The following is a 22,562-nucleotide window of genomic DNA, read 5'->3' on the forward strand; positions in this document are numbered from 1 at the left end:
GAGCGAATTCACACGCCATCTGTGTCTTCTGGGTGTACAGCGGCCGTTACCTGCGAATAAACTCCGAGATCAAACACATGGGATATGAAGAAACGCACCATGGATCATTGGGATGAGTTGCGGATGTTCCTTGCTGTGGCCAAAGGCGGAACGGTGCGCGCGGCGGCTGAAGCGCTCGACCTCAACCACGCAACGGTGCTTCGAGGCGTTGCGCGCCTGGAGCAGCGGCTGAAAACGAAACTCTTCGAAAAGCTTCCTTCCGGGTACAGGCTGACGTCTGCGGGTGCTGACATTGTGGATCTCGCCGCGCAGATGTCGGAGGCATCCACGAAGATCGAGGGAAGGATCTTCGCTCGCGACCAGAGCGTATCTGGCCCGTTGCGTCTTACCCTCCCCGTCTCGTTTGCGACCGATCTTTTGATGGAGACCCTGACGGAGTTCAGATCCGCCTATCCGGATATCGCGCTCGAAATCATCGGAACGGGAACGGTTGCCAACCTGAGCAACCGGGAGGCGGATGTGGCATTGCGCGTCGTTCTTGGAAACGGTTCGCCTCCGGAAAGCCTGTATGGAAGCAGGCTCTGCGGGTTCCACACGGCGTTTTACGGATGCCGTGACCGACACGGCGATGTTTCGTCCTGTTTGGCCTGGTTGCTCGGACCGGGCGAAGTCGCTCCCAGTGACTGGGTCCCAGAAGACATCGAAATGGCCGCCACGCCTGTTCGCTTTTCCGAGATGCGCTCGAGGCTCCAGGCCACGCGCGCGGGCATGGGCATCACATCGCTACCCTGCTTTGTTGGCGACGCAGACTTGTCGCTTTCTCGTGCCTCAGGCAGTCCGGTCATACACACCGGCGATGTATGGCTCCTAACCCACGTCGACACCCGGCAAACTCTGCGCGTCAGACTTCTGTGCGACCGTATACGCGACACCATGCGAACCGTCTCCGCCAGAGTTGAGGGGCGCGCGGACGCGGCCAGATCGGACCATCTGTAAGCTTGCCGAGAGCTCAGGTAAGATCGCCATCGGCAACCGTTCAGTTGTAGCAACGCCGCCAATCGCGAGCAGCACGGTATCCCGCAGATGCTGGCGGACGACGCACCCATCAGTATGTGGTCCACCCGGTTTGGGGATGACTGGGCTTTCCTTAAACATGGAAACATTTGTCTCGGTCGCCGTATCGAAACGACTTCTTTTGACGACCGCCGGGCGCATCCGCGCAGCTTTTTATAGGCCTCATAGCTTGGTCGCGACGTCTTAGGGAAGGTTCAAGCGAACGTCAGAACCGCTGATGGTACACTCCTTAGCGGACTTGAACTTCCCACAATCCGACCCATCGTCAGTTTTTCCGCCAGTATACTGTGAAGCGCCAAGGCTCGGGCGCTCGCGGATCTCGTGTAGACGATCGTCGGCTGAGGCCATGGCTCCTGACGAGTTGGTCAGGTGATGCTCTGCACGGCAATGTCCGCTTTCGGGCGCGGGCAATCACGATGTTGATGACCTTAGATGAAGGCGCGAAGCTGCCGCACGCTTTATGGCCACCTCACCGCAAACTTGGCCTCCGAAGGCGGAAATTATTGCCGCTCGACCGCCCTGTTGACTGATGCCCAAAGCCAGGGCACAAAGGTGGCATCCACGGTCGCTCGCGATGGGAAAACAGAGGGCATCTCAAGACTTTTCTTCTAAGTCATTGAATTAATGTGAGAATCCAGGTTCCACAGCCAATTCTCCCCGACAACAATCGCGGTCGTTGCAAAACTCTTAGCGCCAATGGTGTCGCGTTTGGTTGCGCGTCATTTCTCGGTATTACTTCGCAGCTTCAACTCGTCCACGCGACGACTGCCCGAGAGACCGTCCGGCAATTGGGAACAATGTCCTAGCGCAACTTCGAAAAGAGCCTATTGCCAGCAAACTCCGTGAGCAGTTCAACCGGTCATGACCCGAGCGGATCTCACTGTCGATAAGCCGAACTTGCCGCGCATGGAACAAGCCAAACATGTACGGGTATCTACGTACCAAATCGAGACGATTTGAGTGTTTGATATAGCGCTTTTCTTAATAGGCAGATGCTAATTCAGAAGGTCTGAATCTAGGGTACAGCATTGCCGTTCGTCCACCTTATCCGTCAAGAGACTTCGAGACTGCGTGTGTTTGCAGGAACACTGCTTGGCACAGCTCTTTGCGTTGTCGCCGCAGTATTCGCGGACTCGTTTAATTTCGCGGAGATGTCGCAGGATCATTTTCGTCGCGCACTCGCGACAGACATCCTGCTCCCGACCCTGATCGGCGGGCCTTTCTTTTACTTTCTGCTGGAGAAGATCCGGCAACTCGCCGTGGCCAAGGTGGAGCTGCAACGGCTTGCTTCGACAGACAGTCTTACCGCCGTGCTTAGCCGCGGTGCATTCGAAATGCTGGTCGAAGCCTATCTGGAAAGAGCGCGGGCGGGATCGCTTCCGCAAACGGGATCGTTTCTGATCGTCGATGCGGATCATTTCAAGGCAATCAATGACAGTCACGGACATCAGGCGGGTGACCAGGCCCTGAAGTTGATTGCTGGGGCGATCAAGGAAACTCTGTCGCCGGCAGATCTTGTCGGACGCGTCGGCGGCGAAGAATTCGCCGTCTTCCTGCCGTCTGTTGTCGATGACACGGCGTCGCGCACGGCCGAACTGATAAGACAGAGGATCCGCGCACTGCCCTTCCCCAGGGACGTTGGCGAAGGGCTGCTGTCGGTCAGCATCGGCGGGGCCACCTTCCGCGAAAACACCAGTTACGAAGAACTGTTCAAGACGGCAGATCGCCGTCTGTACGAGGCAAAGGCGTCAGGCCGCAACCTTGTGAGAATGTCAATTTAAACGCCGTCCCAACTTTATCCCGAAAAGACATTACGACTGAGATATTACATGAAAACCAATGAGGAAATCCGTCTCGCCGCTTTGCACTCCCTGAAATTGCTCGATACGCCAGCAAGTGAGAGCTTCGACCGTATCACGCGCATGGCGAGCCAGATATTCGACCTGCCGATCGCGGCCATATCGCTAACCGATTCCGACAGGCAGTGGTTCAAGGCGCGTGTCGGGGTGGAGCACCAGTCTATTCCACGAGACAAGGCGCCCTGTGCGGCAGTGGCCGAGAGTACCGAACTTCTCGTCGTTCCGGACCTGTCCAAGGATGCGCACTACCACGACAGTGTCCTTGCAAAGACAGGCGTGCGTTTTTACGCGGGAGCACCGCTCACGACGCGCGAGGGGCATTGTCTCGGCGCCTTGTGTGTCCTTGGAGCCGAGCCGCGTGAGACCACCGAAAACGAGATTGCCAGTCTCCAGGACCTTGCCGCAATGGTGATGGCCCAGATCGAACTGCAACATGCGTATGGCAGGATCGAACCGGTCAGCGGGCTTCCCAATCGTACCCAGTTTTCCGAGGACGTGAGCGACCTTCTCAGAGGACCGGCCTGGCGGACGGCCTATACCGGTGTCCTGATCGACCTTGCCGAGACGCGGCAGCTTGACGACCTTTCCCGCGTGATGGGAACAGCCGAAATCGATGCGAAAGTGCGCGATGCCGCACAGCGGCTCAGAGCCATCGTTGGCGGCAAAACCACACTTTATCACGTCTCCACGACGCAGTTTGCGTTCATAAGGGACAGAAATATCGCAGGCCTCGACTGCATGGTTTACCTCAGACAGCTGCTGGGTGACCTGGACGACGAGTCGGACCTCAGGTTTCTGATGACGCCGGCAATCGGCGTCGCGCCGCTCAAACCCGACACCACGCCGTCGGATTTCCTGCGTGCCATGAGCAGCGCAGCGCAGGACGCTCGTCTGACAGCGACACATGTCGCGGTCTTTTCACAGGCCAGCGACGATCGCTACCAGCGGAGTTTCCGTCTGCTGCAGGATTTCGACAACGCCCTTCAAGGCAGCGATCAGCTATCGATCGTGTTCCAGCCGCGTGTCAGTTTGCCGGATGGCCATTGCGTCGGAGCAGAAGTCCTCCTGCGCTGGCTCCATCCGGAACTGGGAGCCATCTCCCCCGGCGAATTCGCTCCCATCATCGAGCAGTCTCCACATATAGGCAAGATGACCGCGTGGGTTCTGGATGCCGCTCTGCGCGAAGCCGGCAACCTGAAATCCAGGGGGGTAATCGTTCCGGTATCGGTCAATATCTCGGCGGCAAACCTCGATGAACCGGACTTTGTTCAACGGGTGCAACTGTCCCTCTTGAGACATGGTATCCGGCCGGCGATGCTGGAGCTGGAGGTCACCGAAAGCGCGATCATGAAGGACGCGGCAAACGCGCTGGCGAAGTTGCAGGCGCTTTCCGATGGCGGGGTCCGACTATCGATCGACGACTTCGGCACGGGCTACAGCAGCCTGTCCTATCTCCAGACCTTGCCGACCACCGTGGTCAAGATCGATCAATCCTTTATCCGCAGCATGGATGATGGCTTTCGCGAAACCAATCTCGTCAGATCGATGATCCAGCTGTCGCACGACCTGGGCTACCAGGTCGTGGCGGAAGGGGTGGAGACGACCGAGGCGGCCGACGCTTTGAGCAAGATGGGTTGTGATGAAGCGCAGGGGTATCTTTTTGCAAAGCCGCTGTCGCCAGCCGCATTCGAAGAATGGTTCTTCGAGAGAAAAATGGAACACCAGATCGCATGCTGATCCGATAGGCTGCCGGCACGAGAAACAGACGATGTCGAATTTCCAACGCGCATCGTGTTTCAAGCGTGTCGGCTCTGCCGGAAGCTAGATCAAGGTCGATGATTTCAAGACGCTGAAACTGTTGTCATGGTGCAATGCTATGACGCCTTCATGTTCCAGGGCGTAGAGCGCGTTCAGAAGTTCGTTTCTTGAATATCCGGTAGTCGCGGGCGTGTTCGCGATCGTCCCGAACTTGACCTGCGATGGCGGCCTGACCCGCAACCGTCTTAAAACATCCGTCACGGCATTGACGACTTCGATACGTGATTTCACGATAGCGGGCCTCCGGAGAACGGTCATCCCATAATCCGTTCTGTCTTCAACAACACCGGAGGGCTGACTTTGATCCATCAAAAAGACATATCGTGAGCATGCGCCCTCTCCCGCATGCGCCTGGTCTACGCTGTCAAGCGGGCATAGCGCCGACGCTATCAACGTCCGCAGTCAGTCATGGAATGGATGACACGGACGAATTCGTGCGGATACGCAACCCGCCGCTCCAACCCTGTGAGGGAAGCCGTAACCGGCTGGAGCACAGGCAAAACGGGACGGACTTGAGAGCAATATCAACAACGCTGTCTTTGACATCCTTGCCGGTCAATGGAAGTTTCTCGACTTGACCTTGAGCGTGTCGATGTGGAGATCCGGGATATAGATGTCGCGCGTCGGGATGACAGGCTTCGGATTGTCGCGGGGATCAGGCCCGCTGCCATGTTTGGCTCCGTCGCCACGGCCGTACGGCAAGGGGAAGTCGCCGCCAAGCTCGCCGAGACTGGAGAGATCGCCGGAAAAGTCGAACAGGCGCTGGGCGACCAGATGCACGACCTCGCCTTCGCGCTGTATCCTGCCATGGATCGCCATCATCGAAGCCGACATGACGATCCGGCGCTGCTTCTCGAATAGCGAGGGCCAGACGACGGCATTGACGACGCCCGTCTCATCTTCGAGCGTCAGGAACATCACGCCTTTGGCGCTACCAGGCTTCTGACGCACGAGGACGAGGCCCGCCGTCCAGAGCCAGCGGCCGTCGCGCTCACCCATCGCTTCGGCGCAGGTGACGATCCGCTTTTTCTTCAGTTCCGGACGCAGGAAAGACACAGGATGCGACCTCAAGCTGAGGCCCGTATGGGAATAGTCCTCAACGACTTCCCTGCCCTCTTTCATCGACTTGAGCGACACGTCGGGTTCCTGCATCTCGGCAACGACCCTTGCTTCACGCTTTGCGGCTGCCGCCCATAGTTCCAGCGGCTCGTCGCGCAGCGCCTTGATGTCCCAGAGCGCTTGACGCCGTTCCAGCTTCAACGACGGTAGGAAGGCATCGGCCTCTGCCAGCTTGACCAGCGACGCTGTCGGCACGCCGGATCGCCGCCACATGTCGTCGGCACTCTCGAAAGGCTGGTCAACACGGGCAAGAACAATTCTGGCAGCATTATTCAGCGGCAGCCCCTTTACCATGCGCATACCGAGCCGAACCGCAAAGCGGCCGGGCCTTCCGGTCTCCTCCATCGTGCAGTCCCAGCGAGACCGATTGACACAGACGGGCCGGACCTCCACCCCGTGGTTGCGGGCATCGGTGACGATCTGGGCAACGCTATAGAACCCCATGGGCTGGGAGTTGAGGAGAGCGGCGCAGAAGATATCCGGATGATGGCACTTCATCCAGGAACTGGCATAGGCGATGAGGGCGAACGAAGCTGCATGGCTTTCCGGAAAGCCATAGGAGCCGAAGCCTTCCAGCTGGCTGAACGTCCGCTCCGCGAAGTCTTGAGAGTAGCCGTTCTTGACCATGCCGTTGACGAGCTTCTCCTTGAACCTCGACACGCCGCCCGTAAACTTGAAAGTCGCCATGGCCCGACGCAGCTGGTCCGCCTCGCCTGCACTGAAACCCGCACAGACCATGGCAACCTTCATGGCGCTCTCCTGGAAGAGCGGTACGCCGAGCGTCTTGCCAAGCACCGCCTCGAGCTCCGGCGTCGGATACTCCACCTTCTCCTTGCCCTCCCGCCGACGCAGATAGGGATGCACCATGTCGCCCTGGATCGGGCCAGGGCGGACGATGGCGACCTGAACCACGAGATCATAGAAGGTGCGTGGCTTGAGCCTTGGCAGCATCGCCATCTGGGCGCGGCTTTCGATCTGGAAGGTACCAAGCGTATCCGCCTTGCGGATCATCGCGTAGGTCTTCGGATCCTCCTGCGGAACGTCTGCCAGACCCATCGCTTCGTTCTTGTACTCCGCCAGCAGCTCAAAGGAGCGGGCCATGCAGGACAGCATGCCAAGCGCCAGCACATCCACCTTCATGAACTTCAACGCGTCGATATCGTCCTTGTCCCATTCCACCACTTGGCGGTCATCCATGGCAGCGGGCTCGATGGGGACAAGATCATCCAGCCTGTCCTGCGTCAGCACGAAGCCGCCTGGATGCTGTCCAAGATGGCGCGGCGCTCCCATGAGTTGCGAAGCAAGGTCGAGCGCCAGACGCAGCCGGTAGTCGGATGCGTTCATGTTGTTTTCTTTAAGCTGCTTTTCGCCGATGCCATCCTTCGACCAGCCCCAGACGCCGGAGGTCAGTTGACCGATCAGGTCTTCGGGCAGGCCGAGCGCCTTGCCCACATCGCGCAGCGCACCCTTGGTTCGGTAGCGGGTGACGGTGGAGCAGAGGGCGGAGCGCGAGCGGCCATAGGTCTCGTATATCCACTGGATGACCTCCTCGCGCCGGTTATGCTCGAAGTCGACGTCGATATCCGGCGGCTCGTTACGCTCCATCGAAACGAAGCGCTCGAACAGGAGGTCTCCTGTTTCCGGGTTGATGCTGGTGATCCCGAGGCAATAGCAGACGGCGGAGTTGGCGGCCGACCCTCTGCCCTGACAGAGGATGTTCCTGGAGCGGGCAAAGCGGACGATGGAAAAGACGGTGAGGAAGTACGCAGCGTAGTTCATCTTCCGGATGAGGTCGAGTTCGTGCAGGATCGCCTTGCGGACCTTGTCGGGAATGCCTTCCGGATACCGTGCCGCAGCACCTTCCCAGGCGAACTTGGCCAGCGACTGCTGGGCGTCGAGCCCTGGCACAATTGCCTCTTCAGGATACTGGTACTGCAGCTCGCTCATGTCGAAGCGGCAGCGCTCGACGATCTCGCGGCTTCTTGCGAGAGCCTCGGGATAATCGACAAACAGGCGGTGCATCTCCTCCGGCGCCTTGAGGAAGCGATCAGCATGCCGCTCCCGATCAAAGCCGACGCTGTCGATGGTGGTGCGGTTGCGGATGCAGGTGACGATGTCCTGAAGCTGTCGGCGGCCGGGCTCGTGGAAGAGCACATCGTTGGTCACCACCGTCTTCACCTTGTGACGCTGCGCCAAGTTCGACAGATCATGCAACCGCAGCCGGTCGTTCGGACGCCGCCGCAGGCAGAGCGAGACATAGGCGCGGTCACCAAAGACTGCGGCCACCTTGCGGAGCTGACCCGCATAGATATCGTCCGCCTCATCGGGAATGAGGATCGCAATCAGACCCTCGCTATAGGCCTCGACATCAGACAGGTCGAGAATGCACTTGGCCTTGCCGCCCCGACTTTTGCCAAGCGTCAGCAGCCGGGTGAGCTTGGAATAGGCGAGCCGGTCCGTCGGGTAGACGAGCAGCGACATGCCATCCGTGAGGTCGAGATGGCAGCCGACCACCAGGCGCACCCCGGTTGTCTTTGCCGCTTCCCAAGCCCGGACAATGCCGGCAAGCGAGTTGCGGTCGACGACACCAAGGGCGTCGATGCCCAGTGCGGCGGCCGTGGCAAACAGTTCTTCCGCGGAGCTTGCACCCCGCAGGAACGAGAAATGCGTGGTCACCTGGAGTTCGGCATAGCGCATAGTTCAAACCTTACCCGAAGATGCCGTGGAGGAACCATTTGTGTGACCCCGTGCCTGCATCGACGCCGTCGCCGGCGCGGAAGACCCACAGCCGATCGCCGTGCTCATCCTCGACCACGAAGTAATCGCGCACCGCCTGCATTTCGCGCGGCCGGAGCCACCATTCGCCGAAGATGCGCTCGGGCCCATCGGCACGAACGATGCGGCGGCGCTTGCCGCGCCAGGTGACGACGACTGGCGGCTGGTCGGGCAGGACAGCCATGGTTTCGATTTCTTCGGGATAAGCCAGCAGCCGTGACGGCCGCGGCCACCTGGCTGCCCACTCGGCACCCGTCTCGACGGCCGTCGGTCCGATCCGCCGGAGAGATCGTTCCGGAACGTCGGAGGCCACCGGCGTGATGCGGTAAAGGCGCTGGCCCCGGTTGCCGAGAATATCGACAAGCGGCGTCACATCCACCACCGCCTCTTCCACCAGCGCGTTTGCGACCTGCTTTATTTCCAGCGGCTCGGCCATGACCGCCACCAGCACCATCCGCTCGATGCCGAAGCCCGGGTCGATCTTTTCGATACGGTCACAGAGAAGCTTTGCCAGGCGGGCAGGATCACGCACGGGCTTGGCAAGTCCTGCTCGAAGACACTGGCGTGTGTTGTCGACGCGATGGATGATCAGATCGGAACGCCGGACGCCCAGCCCCCGCTCCTCTAGCTTTGCCGTCAGTTGCGCCACCAGCCGGCGGACGTATTTTGCAATCGTATCGGGCGCACCGATGGGCTCCTGGAAATTGCGCGCCACCTCGACCAGATCCGGCGTGCGCAACGGATCGATGGGTTCTGCGAGACGGCCGAAGAGCTGATCGAGACGGCGTCCGACCTCCGGACCAAATCGCAGTGTCAACGGCGCACGCGGCAGTGCCGACAGCTCTCCCACCGTCTCGATACCCAGGATGCGCAATGCCTGGATCGTATCTGCCGCAAGCCGCAGACAGTGGATTGGAAGTCCGATCACGGCCTTGGTGACATCACCGCGCGGCACCACCGTCGTTTCGTTCGTCGTCAGTCGCGCCAGTGCATGCGCCGCACCCCAGGTATCGGCGACAGCGGCACGTGCCGTCAGGCCCTTGCCGCGGAGACCGTTGACAACGCCGGAGATCAGCAGCTCTTCACCACCCTGAAGGTGATCGGCACCTTCGGTATCCATGACGATGCCATCCGTTCCATCCACGGCAACGACGGGGCTGTATTGACGAAGCGCCCATAGCGCCAGGCGCTCGACGGCTGCGGCGTCGGCAACGGGATCGGCGTCCACCATATGAAGGTTGCCAATCATCGCCTGTGCCTTGCTGGCAGCCATGCCGACTTTGAGGCCCAGCTTGCGGGCAGCCGTATCGGCTGCCGATATCCAGCGTTTCGAGCCGCTGCGCGAGACCACGACCAGCGGCTGGTCAACCGACACGGCTTCCTCGCCATGCCGACGTATCCGATCCGTTGCTAGATAGGGGAAGTAAACAGACACGACCCTCGGCATCGCAGGCTCCTAACTCAAACTCGGCACATTGCCCCGCCTTTACCCGCATCAATTCCGCCAGCCACCTCGCCCGTCCCACGCCGGCGACAGGAAGCGGCTCGGACGGCAGGGTGCTGATCCTCCAGCGTGTTGTGGACGCCGTCGGCTGACCGTAGTCGGAGGCCTCCGTCTGCCGTCGCCAGCGCCGGACGACCAGGCCGAGCGTCCCCGTCTTCTCGGCAGCCAGTTGAAGACGCCGCGACGCGGTCATCGGCAGCCTCACCAGTTCCCCGACGACGGCCGCCAATCCCCCGAAGGACAGCCCCTCTTCCATCGAGGCAAGCACGTCCTCCTCCTTATCGGCTTCGCAATAGATGACGCGATCGGGGTGAAGCCCGGCCTGCGACAGCGCCGGCGCAAAGAGATCCGGCCGGGTCAGGCACCAGAGAACCTTTCCCTTGGCCCGGGCCGCAATACCTGCCGCAAACAGGGCGGCCGCGGCACCATCGATTGTACCCGCCCCGCCACCTGCAATTTCATGCAATGCGCCATAGGCAAGCCCCCCGCCCGGCAATCGCTCGTCGACGTCAGGCACCCCGAAGGGCAGCACAAGCGCCTTGCGCGACACGCTGCCTTCCAGATGCGCAATCCGGTCTCTCAGTTCCTCGACAAGCCTTGAGGCAGGGGCATACGACATCGTTCACGGCCCTCCTCAAGGTTCGCGTTGCACAGGACTTCATGTCCCAAAGAATGCTGGCGTTCTGTTTCTGTTCCGCCACGACAGAAGAGTCAAGCGGGGTCAGAACGGGATAACTCTCGGCATTTTAGCGCCGGTGAAGATTCATCGTTCTGAATCAGCTTTGTAGGCGGCTTGAGAGGCTTGATGGAGTGCTTGAGATTTTTTGCATGTTCTTGATCTTAGCTAGGGCGACACGAAAACCGTGAGAACTTTCCGTTCTCAAATCGCCAATCTGCATATCAAGAATGTAACAGAGTGGCTCGGCGATGTGTGGCAGAGCCTAAGGGATGAACACTCGCGCTCATGCGGGACTATGGCCGTCTGCGGCCATCCGCCCACGAGCCGCCGCCCTTTGGCTCTTTCCCATTCCCGCAGACACCAAGGAGCACAACGCTACCATCTGTGCCATCGCCGAGGAACTCGACGTTGGATTTGCAGGCGTTCAATGTCAGACGTTTTGTATAGGAGACCAGTGAAGGCTTGCCGCATCAGGTGGCGTCTTCTCCGCTGCGATAGAATGCGGGAGGCAGGCAAGGTTACCCGTCGCCCGCCGTGCCGCCGTCCTCAGTGGATCGCGGTGCTGACGATCCGGTAGGGGTGTTCGGCCTCATATTCGACCATGATCTGGACGGCCTGTTCGAGAACCTGTTCGGCTTCCTCGACGTGATCGCGCGCGAGCTGATCGGCGTTGACGAAGATCGCTTCGGCCATGTTGCCGGAGATCGCGGCGAACTGGCGGTTTCCTTCGACGAGAGCTTCTCTGGCAGCGCCTTCAAGCGCGTGCGCCATGGTGATCAGCGCGTCTTCGCGCTCCTCGATCGTCAGGTCCCGGATTGTCTTTGTCATCTGCTGCATCGTGCCACCCACCTTAATAGTCGTTGTGACGATATCGGTCCCGATAGGGCCCCGTTCACAGCGAAATGGGCATGTTGGCGCCATATTTCAAGGTTCAGGCCCGCACGGGCTCGTCCTTGTGGACGGCATCGCGGGGCACGAACAGGCAAGCGGGCACGATCAGGACGGCAAACAGGAGCATGGTCAGGAAGGTCGCGTGCAGGCCGTCCTGCAGCGCAAGGCGAACCGCTTCGGCATCGCCACTCACGAGACCGGTTCCGTTCAGGAGAGCACGCAGCTGGTCGGTCGTGATCGCCTGTCCGCTGGTCGTATGGACCAGGCCCCAGCTCAGCACCGCCCCGAGAATCGCCGCGCCCAGCGTGCTGCCGAGGTTGCGGGAAAACACGTTCGACGCCGTGGCACTGCCGCGTTGCGAGGCCGCGACGCTTCCCTGGGTGAGGATCAGTGCGCCGATATTGAGAAGGCCCATGCCGAAGCCCATGACGAGCGAGCCGGCACCCGCAAGCACCGCCGAACTGGATGGCGTCAGCAGGGTCAGGAGGAAGGTTCCCACGGGGACGAACACGGCGCCCACCAGCATGATCGGCCGCAGCCCGAACCGGGTGAAGTTCCGCGAAGCGATCGTTGCGCCGCACGGCCATCCCAAGAGAAGCATGGTCAGCGCAAAGCCCGCCACCAGCGGCGACTGGTTGAGCACGGTCTGCACATACATGGGCAGGAACGTCGTGAGCCCCATGATCGCCATGGAGGCGAAGAAGACAGAGATGTTGGCGGCCGCAATCGGCCGGTAGAGCCAGAGATCCGGCGCGACCATCGGTTCTTCGACGCGGCGCTCCTGCCAGATGAACAGCGCAAGCGACACGGCGAACAGGACGAAGGAGACGATCGCGGACGTCGACAATCCGGTCTCGGAGACCGTGAGGCCAATCATCAGCGCCGAGATGGAGACGGCAAACAGCACGGCGCCCAGGATATCGATCGAGACCGTCCGGGTGTGCTTTTCCTCGTGGTAGAACAGGATGAACGCTGCGGCAGCGGCGAGACCTACCGGCACGTTGATCCAGAAGATCCAGGCCCAGGGCAGGTTATGGATGATGACGCTGCCGAGCAGCGGGCCAACCACGGCCGAGAGCGCCCAGACGCTGGCCAGATAGCCCTGAACCTTTCCACGCTGGCTGCCCGGAAAGAGATCGGCCACCACCGTCATAGCGACGGGCTGAATGGCGCCGGCGCCGATGCCCTGGAGCAGTCTGAAGGCAATCATCGACGGCATCGACCAGGCAAATCCGCAGAGGATGGAGGCGACCAGGAAGACGGCGATGCCAGCCAGCACGATCGGCTTTCGCCCGTAGATATCGGAAAGCTTGCCGAAGACGACGGTCAGCGCGGTCTGCGACAGGAGGAAAGCGGAAAACACCCAGCTGTAGAGATTGAGCTGCCCGAGCTGGGCTGCGATCTGCGGCATGGCGGTGGAGACGATGGTCGCTTCGATGGCGATCATCGCCATGCTTGCCATGATCGCGGCTACGACGAGCCCGCGATGTGAGACTTTTTCAGACATGAATGAATCCGAAGCCCTGACGGAGGGCGCGACAAGAGAGAAATTCGGCGGTCGCGGCAGGATATTGCGTCTGCAAAGCGTGCATCTGCAAGTTCTGGTGGCCGTCAGTGCGTCATCGACTTAGGAGCGCAAACTTGGTTGCGTCAAGCTATATTTGATTTAGATCAAGTTCCACAAGCGCTCCTCACCCCTTGGATATCCAGGCGGCCGCTGCAATTTTCATTTGCGCTGCGCCTGACCCGGCGTCATGGTGACCTGCTCAGTTATCTCATATGGATTCAATATCATGGCAGCGGATGTGATCGTTCTCGGCGCCGGCATCATCGGTGTTTCGACGGCTCTGCAATTGGCGCGGCGGGGAAAATCGGTCGCCCTGGTGGACCGCAGGGAGCCCGGGATGGAAACCTCCTACGGCAATGCCGGCCTGATCCAGCGCGAGGGCGTTGTCCCCTACAGCTTTCCCCAGCAGTTCGCCCAGATCCTGCGCTATGCCAGGAACAACCGCATCGACGCGCATTTTCACTGGAGCGCGATGCCGTCAGTCTCCTCGTTTCTGGCAAAATACTGGTGGCATTCCAACGTGCCGAGGCATGAGCTGATCGCCCGCGCCTATGCGCCGCTGATCGAGCATTCGATCGCCACCCATGACGAACTGATCCGCGAGGCGGGCGCCGAGGATCTGATTGCCAAGAACGGCTGGCAGGAAGTGTTCCGCTCGCAGGCCAAGCTCGACGAGACGGTGCGCGAGGCCGACCGACTGAAGCTTGAATACGACCTGTCCTTCAAAGTTCTGACCCCGGCAGAACTCTCGGTTGCGGAACCCAATCTCTCCGACGATTTCATCGGCGCGCTGAAATGGGAAGACCCGTGGGCGGTCAAGGATCCGCTCGCGCTGACGCGTGCCTATGTGGCGCTGTTCGAAAAGCTTGGCGGCAGGGTTCTGACGGGTGACGCAAAGAGCCTTTCGAAGACCGCGACCGGCTGGCGCATCATTGCCGGCGAAGGCGTGGTCGAGGCGAAGGATGTCGTGGTCGCGCTTGGTCCGTGGTCGGACACGGTGACCAAGCCGCTCGGCTACAATTTCCTCGTCGGCGTCAAGCGCGGCTACCACATGCATTATGCGCCAAAGGGCAATGCCAAGCTCAACGGCTGGACGATGGATGCGGAGCGCGGCTATTTCCTGGCCCCGATGAACCAGGGGATCCGGCTGACGACCGGTGCCGAATTTGCGCGCCGCGATGCGCCGAAGACGCCGGTTCAGCTTGCCCGCGCCGAAGCGGTCGCCCGTGAGATCTTTCCGCTTGGCGAGCGGCTGGACAAGGAGCCCTGGATGGGCGCCCGCCCCTGCACGCCGGATATGATGCCTGTCATCGGCAAGGCGCCGCGTCACGACGGATTGTGGTTCGCCTTCGGCCATGCGCATCACGGCCTGACGCTCGGTCCGGTCACGGGTCAGGTCATCGCGGAAGCGATGATGGGCGAAAAGACCCGGATCGACATATCCGCTTACAGGCCGGAGCGGTTTAACGTCTGACCCTCTTCTTCATTTGGTCTAGCGGCAGGAGAAAGTCTGGGCTACCGGTGTTTTCATGGATACGATCGATACAGCCCGGACCTTTCTCGATGACAATCCCGATATCGAGGTTCTCGAAGCCTTCGTGATCGACGTCAACGGCGTGCCGCGGGGTAAGTGGATCCCGCGCGAACGGGCGCTCGACGTGCTCTCAAAGGGCATGGCGATGCCGCGCTCGGTCTACGCGCTCGACGTCTGGGGACGCGACGTCAATGCCGCGGGCCTTGCGGAGGGCACGGGTGATCCGGATGGCATCTGCTTTCCCATCGCCGACACACTGTCGCGTGTGACATGGCTGAAGCGGCCAACGGCGCAGGTTCTACTGGGCATGAACGAGCAGGACGGGACCGGATTTTACGGCGATCCGCGCCAGGTGCTGGCGAATGTTATCAAAGGTTTCGAGCGGATCGGCCTGACGCCGGTCGTGGCGACGGAGCTGGAATTCTACCTGATCGACCCGATCCGTTCGGCGATCGACCCGGTGCGGCCACCGAATTCACGCGAGGGCCGCTGGCATACGGGCCAGACACAGGTGCTCTCGATTTCCGAGCTGCAGGATTTCGAGGATGTCTTCCACGGCATCGCCTCCGCAGCGAGGGCGCAAGGGATACCGGCCGATACGACACTGCGGGAAAACGGCCCGGGCCAGTATGAGATCAACCTCAACCACGTGCCAGACGCGCTGAAGGCTGCCGATTATGCGGTGCTCCTCAAGCGGATCGTCAAAGGCGTGGCGCGCGCCAACGATCTCGACGCGACGTTCATGGCAAAGCCCTATGGCACGCAGGCCGGAAGCGGCATGCATGTGCATTTCTCGCTGATCGATAGCGACGGCCGCAATGTCTATATGGGCGAGAACGGGCCGTCCGAGGCGCTGTTTCATTCGGTGGGCGGGCTTTTGGAAAACATGGGGGAAAGCATGGCGGTGTTTGCCCCGCATGCCAATTCCTACCGGCGCCTGCGCCCTTCCGAACATGCCCCGACCTATGCCTCCTGGGGCTTCGACAACCGCTCGGCCGCCGTGCGCGTCATCACCGCGTCGAAGCCGGCGACCCGCATCGAGCACCGCGTTGCAGGTTCCGACACCAATCCCTATCTTGTGCTGGCGATGATCCTCAGTGCAGCCCTTGCCGGCATCAAGGAAAAGCGCAATCCGGGCGGGGCGATTACCGGCGACGACCATGCGATCAGCCACGAACCGCTGCCGACCAACTGGGACTATGCGCTGCAGCAGTTTTCCCGCTCCACGTTCGCCTACGCGACGCTCGGGCCGAAATACCGGTCGCTCTACACGGCCTGCAAGCAGCAGGAGCTGTCGGAATTTTCTCTGCGGGTGACCGACGTCGAATACGACGCCTATATCAGGACGGTGTAAGATGGCTTTCAAACCCGCAGACAATCCCCGCCACGCCAATTCCTGGTATGCCGCCTCGGCCAATGACAAGCGTGTGCGCCCTGCCCTCGAGGGCGAGATCGAGGCCGATGTCTGCGTGATCGGCGCGGGCTTTTCCGGCATCTCGGCCGCTCTCGAACTGGCCGAGCGCGGCTATTCCGTCGTGGTGCTGGAGGCGGAGCGGATCGGCTTCGGCGCTTCGGGCCGCAATGGCGGGCAGATCGTCAACGGCTATAGCCGCGATCTGGAAACGATCGCCGGACGCTACGGGCGCGACAAGGCCGTGCAGCTTGGCGCGATGTCGCTCGAAGGCGGCGAGATCATCCGCGCCCGCGTAGCGCAATACGGGATCGACTGCGATCTCGTGCCCGGCGGTTTCTTCGCGGCCTTTACGGACAAGCAGGTGCGCGAGATGGAGCTGCACAAGGCCGTCTGGGAACAGCACGGCCATGACGGGCTGGAGATGGTCTCGAAGGCTGACGTCGGGCGCTATGTGAAAAGCGACCGCTATGCCGGCGGCATGATCGACAGGAAGGGTGGCCACATCCATCCGCTCAATCTGGTGCTCGGGGAAGCGGCAGCGGCCGAAAGCCTCGGCGCGCGGATTTTCGAGGGATCGCGGGTGGTCGGCATCGACCAGACGGCAAAGCCCGTGGTCAGAACCGACAAGGGCCGCGTCACCGCATCCTATGTGCTTGTGTGCGGCAATGCCTATCTATCGCCGCTGCTGCCGGAGATCCACGGACGGATGATGCCGGTTTCAAGCCAGGTGATGGCGACGGAGCCGCTGGAGGCAGGACTGATCGAGCGCCTTCTGCCTGCAAATTACTGCGTCGAGGATGCCAATTACATTCTCGACTACTATCGCCGCACCGCCGACAACCGGTTGCTCTACGGCGGCGGCATCGGCTATGGCGGCAGCGACCCGAAGGACCTGACGGGCGTGATCCGCCCGAACATGCTCAAGACCTTCCCGCAGCTGAAGAATGTCAGGATCGACTACGCGTGGAGCGGCAATTTCGCACTGACGCTGACCCGCATTCCGCATGTGGGAAAGCTGTCCGACACCGTGTTCTTCTCGCACGGCGACAGCGGCCACGGCGTGACCACCACGCATCTGCTCGGCAAGATCCTTGGTGAGGCGGTTGCCGGCCATGCGGAGAGGTTCGATACCTGGGCATCCCTGCCCAACCTACCCTTCCCGGGCGGGCGGGCGTTCCGCGTGCCGCTCACCGCGCTTGGGGCCTGGTGGTACGGCATGCGGGACAAACTCGGGCTGTAGCTTACAGCGATGCGGGAAAACTGCCTTTGAAGTAATAGGTCGACTGTGCCCGCACGATCGACTTGAACTGTGCAACGATTTTGGCTGCCTCGTCTTCCGTCACCATCAGCGCCAGACGCAATGTTGCCGCGGCCATGTGGAACATAAGAAACAGTGTGCGGGCGTAGTTCTCCCAAAGCTGTTCGCTGACGAACCGCTTGGTGATCTCGAAGAAGAGGTCGGCCTGGAAGCGGGTTTCGGTAATGTCACGGTCTGCCAGCGCCTTGTCGGCCTGGATGGCGTTCAACAGATCCTGCGTCGACGGCTTTTCGCGCATGCGGGTGTAATAGAGGTCGAAAAGAACGTCCGTTGCATCCAGCGCGTCTTCAGCCGTCGAGATCTGCGGAATATGTCCGACGATGATACCGCGGACTTCCTCGACATAGCGCTCATGGAGCATGGCGATGATCGCCGACTTGTTGGGGAAATACTGGTAGACGGAGGCGATCGGACCACCTGAAAGAGACGCAATCTCCTTCATCGTGACCGCATCGATACCCTTTTCACCGATCAGCTCCATCGAGACCTTCAGGATATCATCAATGCGTTCGCGGCTTCTTTCCTGTTTCGGTACCCGACGAAGTGAACTCCCGCCTGCACTCTGCATCGAATCTCGCATCCGCAACTCTCTCCGTACGCCCTGTCGCCTATACTGGACGAGGCGATAAGAGAGGCACCTGGCAGCATAGTTACATTATAAGTTTGCGTTGTACGGCAAGTCAGGCATGTCGGATCACCGAAAGCATTAGAATTTTGAAAATAATTCGACACTCAAACAGTCTATCTTGAATTAGGATCGCGTGTCATATCGTATCCTTCAACCCCGCTACGGCATCTGCCACGATGCGGTCGAGCGTGGCGTCAATGTCGACGGTCACGACGCCTGCTTCACCCTCGGGGCTTTCCAGCGTGGCGAGCTGGCTTTGCAACAGAGACGTCGGCATGAAATGGCCCTTGCGCTCGCCCATCCGGCGGCTCAACAGCTCCTGGCTTCCTTTGAGAAACACGAAGGTCAGTTTGCCACCCGCAGCGCTGCGCAGTCGTTCGCGGTAGACGACTTTCAGTGCAGAGCAGGTCACCACGAGGTCTTCTGAACGCGCGAGCGACTCGGCGATCTTCTCGCCGATCACATCGAGCCAGGGCCAGCGGTCTTCATCGGTAAGCGGTGTTCCCTGCGCCATCTTGTCGACATTGGACTGCGGATGCAGACTGTCGCCTTCCATGAAGCGGCAATTCAGGCTCTCTGCCAAACGCTCAGCGACGGAACTCTTTCCAGCGCCGCTTACGCCCATGACGATGATGGCTCTGCCAGCCTGTTTGCTCATTGGTTGCTCCTCTTTGATATCGACAGCCGGTCTCCTTCAACCGCATTGAGCGACAGATCACAAGTCCCGGCGATCTTCAACGCCAGTCGCGGACTTGCCCGGACCCGTTTCATCGCGCCCGAGCGCAAACGGCATCAGGATCGACAGAAAGATCAGGCGCAGGACGTGATGGGCGCCGACATAGGTCGGGTCGGCATGCAGCATGACCGCCATCGCCGCCATGGTCTCCAGCCCACCGGGCGAAAACGCGATCAGGGCCGCATCGAGCGGTATGTCCAGGACATACGAGACGGTGCCGGCCATGGCCGCCGCCATGACCGAGACGATCACCGTGACCACGAGGCCGGATACGAGCGCTGTGCGCACCTCGAGAAGCGAGATTCCGCAAAAGCGCGTTCCGATGTTGGCGCCGAGAAGGATATAGACGGGGACAATGAGCCAGGAGGGAACGCCACCGGTGGCGAACGATGTCACGTGGGTTGAGATCGAAACCAGTGTGCCGGCGAGCAGAAGGGCTGCGGGAAGCTTCCAGCGCAGGAAGAGCATGCCGATGACGGTCGAGATCGCAAGGATGCCCAACAGCATCGGCAGGTCCATCGCGATGACCTGAGCGACACTATCTCCGCCGCCAAGATCGAATGCTGTGACAATCAGGGGCACGCTGATGGTCAACAGAAGGACGCGCACGCTCTGGGAAATGCCGACCGTTCGCTGGTCGCAACGCATGTCAGCGGCAAGACTGAGCACGTAGCTCAGATGTCCCGGCGAAGCTGCGAGGAAAGCCGTGGTGCGGTCGTAATGGAAGAAACGCTGCATGACCCAGGCCGCGACGTAAAGCAGGGCCGTGACGGTAACCATGACCATCACGAAGCTTAGAGGCCAGCGCTTGATCGCCACCAGGATGTCGGGCGTGACGGTCGCCCCCATCGAGATGCCGATGACGATGAAGCAGCCGTTCCGGACGATTTTCGGGATCGAGAGGGTGAGGCCTGCGATACCCGCAAGCGACACGGCCAGCGCCGGACCGATCAGATAGGGAGCGGGGAAGCCGATCATCGCGGCGATCAGCGCACCGCCGGCACCGACCAGCGCGGTCAGGGCAAATTCAAGCAGTTGGGAAAAGGGCATAGCAACGAATATCTGGGTGACCACCCGGAGCCAGGCTCAAGGGGCCATCAATAAAGGAAACGTTGCCTACTCCTAAAGAAGACAGCCCGGAGGTCAACCTGCCGGGCCGCTAAACTGATGCTGCGATGAGATCTGTATTGAGATCAGGCGGCCGGTGCCGCGACCATCTTGGCGATTGCCGGCGGCGGATCGATCCCGAGCAGGAAGTTGATCTGCGGGCGCGCCTTGACCAGATCGTCGATCGTATAGTCTGCCAGCACGTCGAAGAAGGCATTCAGCGCCTTGCGAAGTGCCGAGTTGAGACCACAGCTATCGACCAGAGGACATTCGGCGACGCCCTCCTCGAAACATTCGGCCATCGCGAAACTGTCTTCCGTCACGCGGATCACATCAAACAGAGTGATACGGTCGGCAGCGCGACCGAGGCGAACACCGCCGTTTCGGCCGCGAACGGTCTCGACCAGGCCGGCCTTGGTCAAAGGCTGCAGGATCTTGAAGAGAAACAGTTCGGACACGCCATAGGCGCGCGCGATCTCCGGGATGCGGCTGAGCTTCCCCTCGTTCGCAGCACAGTACATGAGCATGCGAACGGCGTAGTTGGTCTGCTTTGTCAGGCGCATATTCGTCTCCCGAGACTCGTCACGGCCCCATACATAGTGGGTTTGCTAGTTTTGAACAATTCCAAAGTTTGCGAAATTGCCCTTGAACGCTGCGTTGCCGATGACGCGCTTTATTGCCGGCATTATCCGGCAAGGCCCATGTGTACCGCAAACCAGACTGGAACTGCAAACAGGAAGGTCGCCGCCAGAAACGTTATGCCGATTTTTGCCAGGCGGATGCGGCGCGCGCGCGAAACGTCCCACTCGTAATTCATGATGAACACTCCCCCTCACACGAATGTGTAAATTAGCAGCGCCTAGGAAGAGGTCAATGTCTCCGCCGCACGAGAATGCGGCGGAGCGTGTCTATTCGACAGCCGGGCTTATTTCATCACGGGCATGACGAATTCGGCGCCATCCTTGATGCCTGTGGGCCAGCGGCTGGTTACCGTCTTGGTGCGGGTCCAGAACTTGATCGAATCCGTGCCATGCTGGTTGAGGTCGCCGAAGGACGAGGACTTCCAGCCGCCGAAGGAGTGATAGGCGAGCGGCACCGGGATCGGAACGTTGACGCCGACCATCCCGATATTGATCCGCGAGGCGAAGTCGCGGGCGGCATCGCCGTCGCGGGTATAGATCGCGACACCATTGCCGTATTCATGGCGCATCGGCAGGTCGAGCGCTTCCTCATAAGTCTTGGCGCGCACCACTGACAGGACAGGGCCGAAGATTTCGGTCTTGTAGATGTCCATGTCGGGCGTGACGTTGTCGAACAGGCAGCCGCCGACGAAATTGCCGTTTTCATAGCCCTGCAGCTTGAAATCGCGGCCATCGACAACGAGGTTTGCGCCCTCTTCGACACCCTTGTTGATCAGGCCGAGAATACGCTCCTTGGCCTCCTTGGTGACGACCGGGCCCATGTCGGCCTTTTCGTCCGTGTAGGGGCCGATGCGCAGGGATTCGACCATCGGCGTCAGCTTCTCGATCAGGCGATTGGCGGTTTCATCGCCAACAGGGACAGCCACCGAGATCGCCATGCAGCGCTCGCCGGCCGAGCCGTAACCGGCGCCCATCAGGGCGTTGGCGGCCTGGTCGAGATCTGCATCCGGCATGATGATCATGTGGTTCTTGGCGCCGCCGAAGCACTGTGCGCGCTTGCCGTTCATGGCGGCGGTTCCGTAGACGTAGCGGGCGATCGGCGTCGAGCCGACAAAGGAGACGGCAGAGATATCCGGATGCGTCAGGATCGCATCGACCGCGGACTTGTCGCCGTTGACGACGTTCAAAATGCCGGCCGGAAGGCCTGCCTCGATCATCAGTTCGGCCAGACGCATTGGCACGGAGGGATCGCGCTCGGAAGGCTTCAGGATGAAGGCATTGCCGCAGGCAATCGCGGGTGCAAACATCCACATCGGGATCATCGCCGGGAAGTTGAACGGCGTGATGCCGGCACCGATGCCGACCGCTTGCCGAATGGAATACATGTCGATGTTCGGACCGGCACCTTCGGTGAACTCGCTCTTGGAAAGATGCGGGATGCCGATGACGAATTCACAGACTTCAAGACCGCGAACGATGTCGCCCTTGGCATCCTCGATCGTCTTGCCATGCTCGCGCGACAGCATCTCGGCAAGTTCATTCATGTTGTCATTCAACAACTGGACGAACTTCATGAAGACGCGGGCGCGGCGCTGCGGGTTGGTGGCGGCCCAGTTCGGCTGGGCAGCCTTGGCATTCTCGACGGCTGCATTCAGATCCGCATCGCTCGCAAGCGCCACGGTCGCCTGGACTTCGCCCGTTGCCGGATTGAAGACATTGGCCGTGCGCCCGCTCGTGCCGGCAAAATGCTTGCCGCCGATGAAATGACCGATCTCGTACATGGTGATCCTCCTTCTTGAAATTGTAAGCGGCGAGGATACGCGTCAATTTGCACAAGGCAACGCCATGGTTTACGCATCCGTTGTGCAAAATTCGACACAACGATACCCACCGTGAGG

Annotated in this window: 18 protein-coding genes; 6 read left to right on the forward strand and 12 right to left on the reverse strand. The window is 60.5% G+C overall.

Annotated elements, in window-relative coordinates:
* Window positions 1–99 precede the first annotated feature (99 nt).
* The 3 genes from ACQY1J_RS17570 to ACQY1J_RS17580 all read left to right on the forward strand — a co-directional run bounded on the left by ACQY1J_RS17570 (window position 100) and on the right by ACQY1J_RS17580 (window position 4,670).
* Window positions 100–996 (forward strand): LysR family transcriptional regulator, encoded by an 897-nt coding sequence (locus ACQY1J_RS17570; RefSeq protein WP_148165673.1) that lies wholly within the window; start codon window positions 100–102, stop codon window positions 994–996.
* A gap of 1,151 nt (window positions 997–2,147) precedes the next feature.
* Window positions 2,148–2,855 carry a GGDEF domain-containing protein gene (locus ACQY1J_RS17575; RefSeq protein ID WP_430250455.1) on the forward strand — a complete coding sequence of 236 codons (708 nt, stop codon included), beginning with the start codon at window positions 2,148–2,150 and terminating at the stop codon, window positions 2,853–2,855.
* Between the two features lie 48 nt (window positions 2,856–2,903).
* Window positions 2,904–4,670, forward strand: a complete 1,767-nt coding sequence (locus ACQY1J_RS17580) for a putative bifunctional diguanylate cyclase/phosphodiesterase (protein WP_430240973.1) — start codon at window positions 2,904–2,906, stop codon at window positions 4,668–4,670.
* 84 nt (window positions 4,671–4,754) lie between these two features.
* On the opposite strand, the gene ACQY1J_RS17585 is transcribed toward ACQY1J_RS17580, so the two are convergent.
* The 6 genes from ACQY1J_RS17585 to ACQY1J_RS17610 all read right to left on the reverse strand — a co-directional run bounded on the left by ACQY1J_RS17585 (window position 4,755) and on the right by ACQY1J_RS17610 (window position 13,226).
* Window positions 4,755–5,060: a hypothetical protein gene (locus ACQY1J_RS17585; protein ID WP_062453746.1), complete on the reverse strand. Its 306-nt coding sequence runs from the start codon at window positions 5,058–5,060 to the stop codon at window positions 4,755–4,757.
* A 246-nt stretch (window positions 5,061–5,306) separates the two neighbouring features.
* The gene (locus ACQY1J_RS17590) at window positions 5,307–8,567 is read right to left on the reverse strand and encodes an error-prone DNA polymerase (RefSeq protein WP_430250456.1); all 3,261 of its coding nucleotides are present in this window, start codon (window positions 8,565–8,567) and stop codon (window positions 5,307–5,309) included.
* A 10-nt stretch (window positions 8,568–8,577) separates the two neighbouring features.
* The gene (locus tag ACQY1J_RS17595; protein WP_430250457.1) at window positions 8,578–10,092 is read right to left on the reverse strand and encodes a Y-family DNA polymerase; all 1,515 of its coding nucleotides are present in this window, start codon (window positions 10,090–10,092) and stop codon (window positions 8,578–8,580) included.
* A complete protein-coding gene (locus ACQY1J_RS17600) occupies window positions 10,010–10,768 on the reverse strand; it encodes an ImuA family protein (protein ID WP_430250458.1) in 759 nt (252 codons plus the stop codon). Before ACQY1J_RS17600 ends, ACQY1J_RS17595 begins: the two co-directional genes overlap by 83 nt.
* 606 nt (window positions 10,769–11,374) lie before the next feature.
* Window positions 11,375–11,665, reverse strand: a complete 291-nt coding sequence (locus ACQY1J_RS17605; RefSeq protein ID WP_430250459.1) for a hypothetical protein — start codon at window positions 11,663–11,665, stop codon at window positions 11,375–11,377.
* Window positions 11,666–11,759: 94 nt separating this feature from the next.
* Entirely contained in the window at window positions 11,760–13,226 is a 1,467-nt protein-coding gene (locus ACQY1J_RS17610; RefSeq protein WP_174195653.1) for an MDR family MFS transporter, read from the reverse strand.
* A gap of 286 nt (window positions 13,227–13,512) precedes the next feature.
* Between ACQY1J_RS17610 and ACQY1J_RS17615 the strand changes: the two genes are divergently transcribed.
* Genes ACQY1J_RS17615 through ACQY1J_RS17625 form a run of 3 tightly spaced genes read left to right on the forward strand, consistent with a single transcriptional unit; the run spans window position 13,513 to window position 17,474 of the window.
* Window positions 13,513–14,760, forward strand: coding sequence for an NAD(P)/FAD-dependent oxidoreductase (locus tag ACQY1J_RS17615; RefSeq protein ID WP_430250461.1), 1,248 nt, complete (start codon window positions 13,513–13,515; stop codon window positions 14,758–14,760).
* Between the two features lie 55 nt (window positions 14,761–14,815).
* Complete coding sequence (locus tag ACQY1J_RS17620; RefSeq protein ID WP_430250462.1) at window positions 14,816–16,174, forward strand: glutamine synthetase family protein; 1,359 nt, start codon at window positions 14,816–14,818, stop codon at window positions 16,172–16,174.
* A gap of 1 nt (window position 16,175) precedes the next feature.
* Window positions 16,176–17,474, forward strand: coding sequence for an NAD(P)/FAD-dependent oxidoreductase (locus tag ACQY1J_RS17625; RefSeq protein WP_430250463.1), 1,299 nt, complete (start codon window positions 16,176–16,178; stop codon window positions 17,472–17,474).
* A 1-nt stretch (window position 17,475) separates the two neighbouring features.
* Here ACQY1J_RS17625 and ACQY1J_RS17630 read toward each other — a convergent pair whose 3' ends face one another.
* The 6 genes from ACQY1J_RS17630 to ACQY1J_RS17655 all read right to left on the reverse strand — a co-directional run bounded on the left by ACQY1J_RS17630 (window position 17,476) and on the right by ACQY1J_RS17655 (window position 22,445).
* Window positions 17,476–18,132 carry a TetR/AcrR family transcriptional regulator gene (locus ACQY1J_RS17630; RefSeq protein ID WP_062453755.1) on the reverse strand — a complete coding sequence of 219 codons (657 nt, stop codon included), beginning with the start codon at window positions 18,130–18,132 and terminating at the stop codon, window positions 17,476–17,478.
* Window positions 18,133–18,316: 184 nt separating this feature from the next.
* Complete coding sequence (locus ACQY1J_RS17635; protein WP_113166239.1) at window positions 18,317–18,838, reverse strand: gluconokinase; 522 nt, start codon at window positions 18,836–18,838, stop codon at window positions 18,317–18,319.
* 57 nt (window positions 18,839–18,895) lie between these two features.
* Window positions 18,896–19,966 carry an AbrB family transcriptional regulator gene (locus ACQY1J_RS17640; protein WP_113109689.1) on the reverse strand — a complete coding sequence of 357 codons (1,071 nt, stop codon included), beginning with the start codon at window positions 19,964–19,966 and terminating at the stop codon, window positions 18,896–18,898.
* Window positions 19,967–20,109: 143 nt separating this feature from the next.
* Window positions 20,110–20,586: an iron-responsive transcriptional regulator RirA gene (gene rirA / locus ACQY1J_RS17645; RefSeq protein WP_062453758.1), complete on the reverse strand. Its 477-nt coding sequence runs from the start codon at window positions 20,584–20,586 to the stop codon at window positions 20,110–20,112.
* Between the two features lie 122 nt (window positions 20,587–20,708).
* Entirely contained in the window at window positions 20,709–20,840 is a 132-nt protein-coding gene (locus ACQY1J_RS17650) for a hypothetical protein (RefSeq protein WP_256413688.1), read from the reverse strand.
* A 108-nt stretch (window positions 20,841–20,948) separates the two neighbouring features.
* The gene (locus tag ACQY1J_RS17655; protein ID WP_430250464.1) at window positions 20,949–22,445 is read right to left on the reverse strand and encodes a CoA-acylating methylmalonate-semialdehyde dehydrogenase; all 1,497 of its coding nucleotides are present in this window, start codon (window positions 22,443–22,445) and stop codon (window positions 20,949–20,951) included.
* Window positions 22,446–22,562 lie beyond the last annotated feature (117 nt).

The sequence above is a fragment of the Neorhizobium sp. DAR64860/K0K1 genome (assembly GCF_050500205.1).
In the GTDB taxonomy this organism is placed as follows: domain Bacteria; phylum Pseudomonadota; class Alphaproteobacteria; order Rhizobiales; family Rhizobiaceae; genus Neorhizobium; species Neorhizobium soli.

Excerpts from the sequence above, each read along its gene's own strand:
- ACQY1J_RS17570 (WP_148165673.1), top strand. The coding sequence starts at position 100 with ATGGATCATTGGGATGAGTTGCGGATGTTCCTTGCTGTGGCCAAAGGC.
- ACQY1J_RS17580 (WP_430240973.1), top strand. The coding sequence starts at position 2,904 with ATGAAAACCAATGAGGAAATCCGTCTCGCCGCTTTGCACTCCCTGAAA.
- ACQY1J_RS17585 (WP_062453746.1), bottom strand. The coding sequence starts at position 5,060 with ATGGATCAAAGTCAGCCCTCCGGTGTTGTTGAAGACAGAACGGATTAT.
- ACQY1J_RS17590 (WP_430250456.1), bottom strand. The coding sequence starts at position 8,567 with ATGCGCTATGCCGAACTCCAGGTGACCACGCATTTCTCGTTCCTGCGG.
- ACQY1J_RS17595 (WP_430250457.1), bottom strand. The coding sequence starts at position 10,092 with ATGCCGAGGGTCGTGTCTGTTTACTTCCCCTATCTAGCAACGGATCGG.
- ACQY1J_RS17600 (WP_430250458.1), bottom strand. The coding sequence starts at position 10,768 with ATGTCGTATGCCCCTGCCTCAAGGCTTGTCGAGGAACTGAGAGACCGG.
- ACQY1J_RS17605 (WP_430250459.1), bottom strand. The coding sequence starts at position 11,665 with ATGCAGCAGATGACAAAGACAATCCGGGACCTGACGATCGAGGAGCGC.
- ACQY1J_RS17610 (WP_174195653.1), bottom strand. The coding sequence starts at position 13,226 with ATGTCTGAAAAAGTCTCACATCGCGGGCTCGTCGTAGCCGCGATCATG.
- ACQY1J_RS17615 (WP_430250461.1), top strand. The coding sequence starts at position 13,513 with ATGGCAGCGGATGTGATCGTTCTCGGCGCCGGCATCATCGGTGTTTCG.
- ACQY1J_RS17620 (WP_430250462.1), top strand. The coding sequence starts at position 14,816 with ATGGATACGATCGATACAGCCCGGACCTTTCTCGATGACAATCCCGAT.
- ACQY1J_RS17625 (WP_430250463.1), top strand. The coding sequence starts at position 16,176 with ATGGCTTTCAAACCCGCAGACAATCCCCGCCACGCCAATTCCTGGTAT.
- ACQY1J_RS17630 (WP_062453755.1), bottom strand. The coding sequence starts at position 18,132 with ATGCGAGATTCGATGCAGAGTGCAGGCGGGAGTTCACTTCGTCGGGTA.
- ACQY1J_RS17635 (WP_113166239.1), bottom strand. The coding sequence starts at position 18,838 with ATGAGCAAACAGGCTGGCAGAGCCATCATCGTCATGGGCGTAAGCGGC.
- ACQY1J_RS17640 (WP_113109689.1), bottom strand. The coding sequence starts at position 19,966 with ATGCCCTTTTCCCAACTGCTTGAATTTGCCCTGACCGCGCTGGTCGGT.
- rirA (WP_062453758.1), bottom strand. The coding sequence starts at position 20,586 with ATGCGCCTGACAAAGCAGACCAACTACGCCGTTCGCATGCTCATGTAC.
- ACQY1J_RS17650 (WP_256413688.1), bottom strand. The coding sequence starts at position 20,840 with ATGAATTACGAGTGGGACGTTTCGCGCGCGCGCCGCATCCGCCTGGCA.
- ACQY1J_RS17655 (WP_430250464.1), bottom strand. The coding sequence starts at position 22,445 with ATGTACGAGATCGGTCATTTCATCGGCGGCAAGCATTTTGCCGGCACG.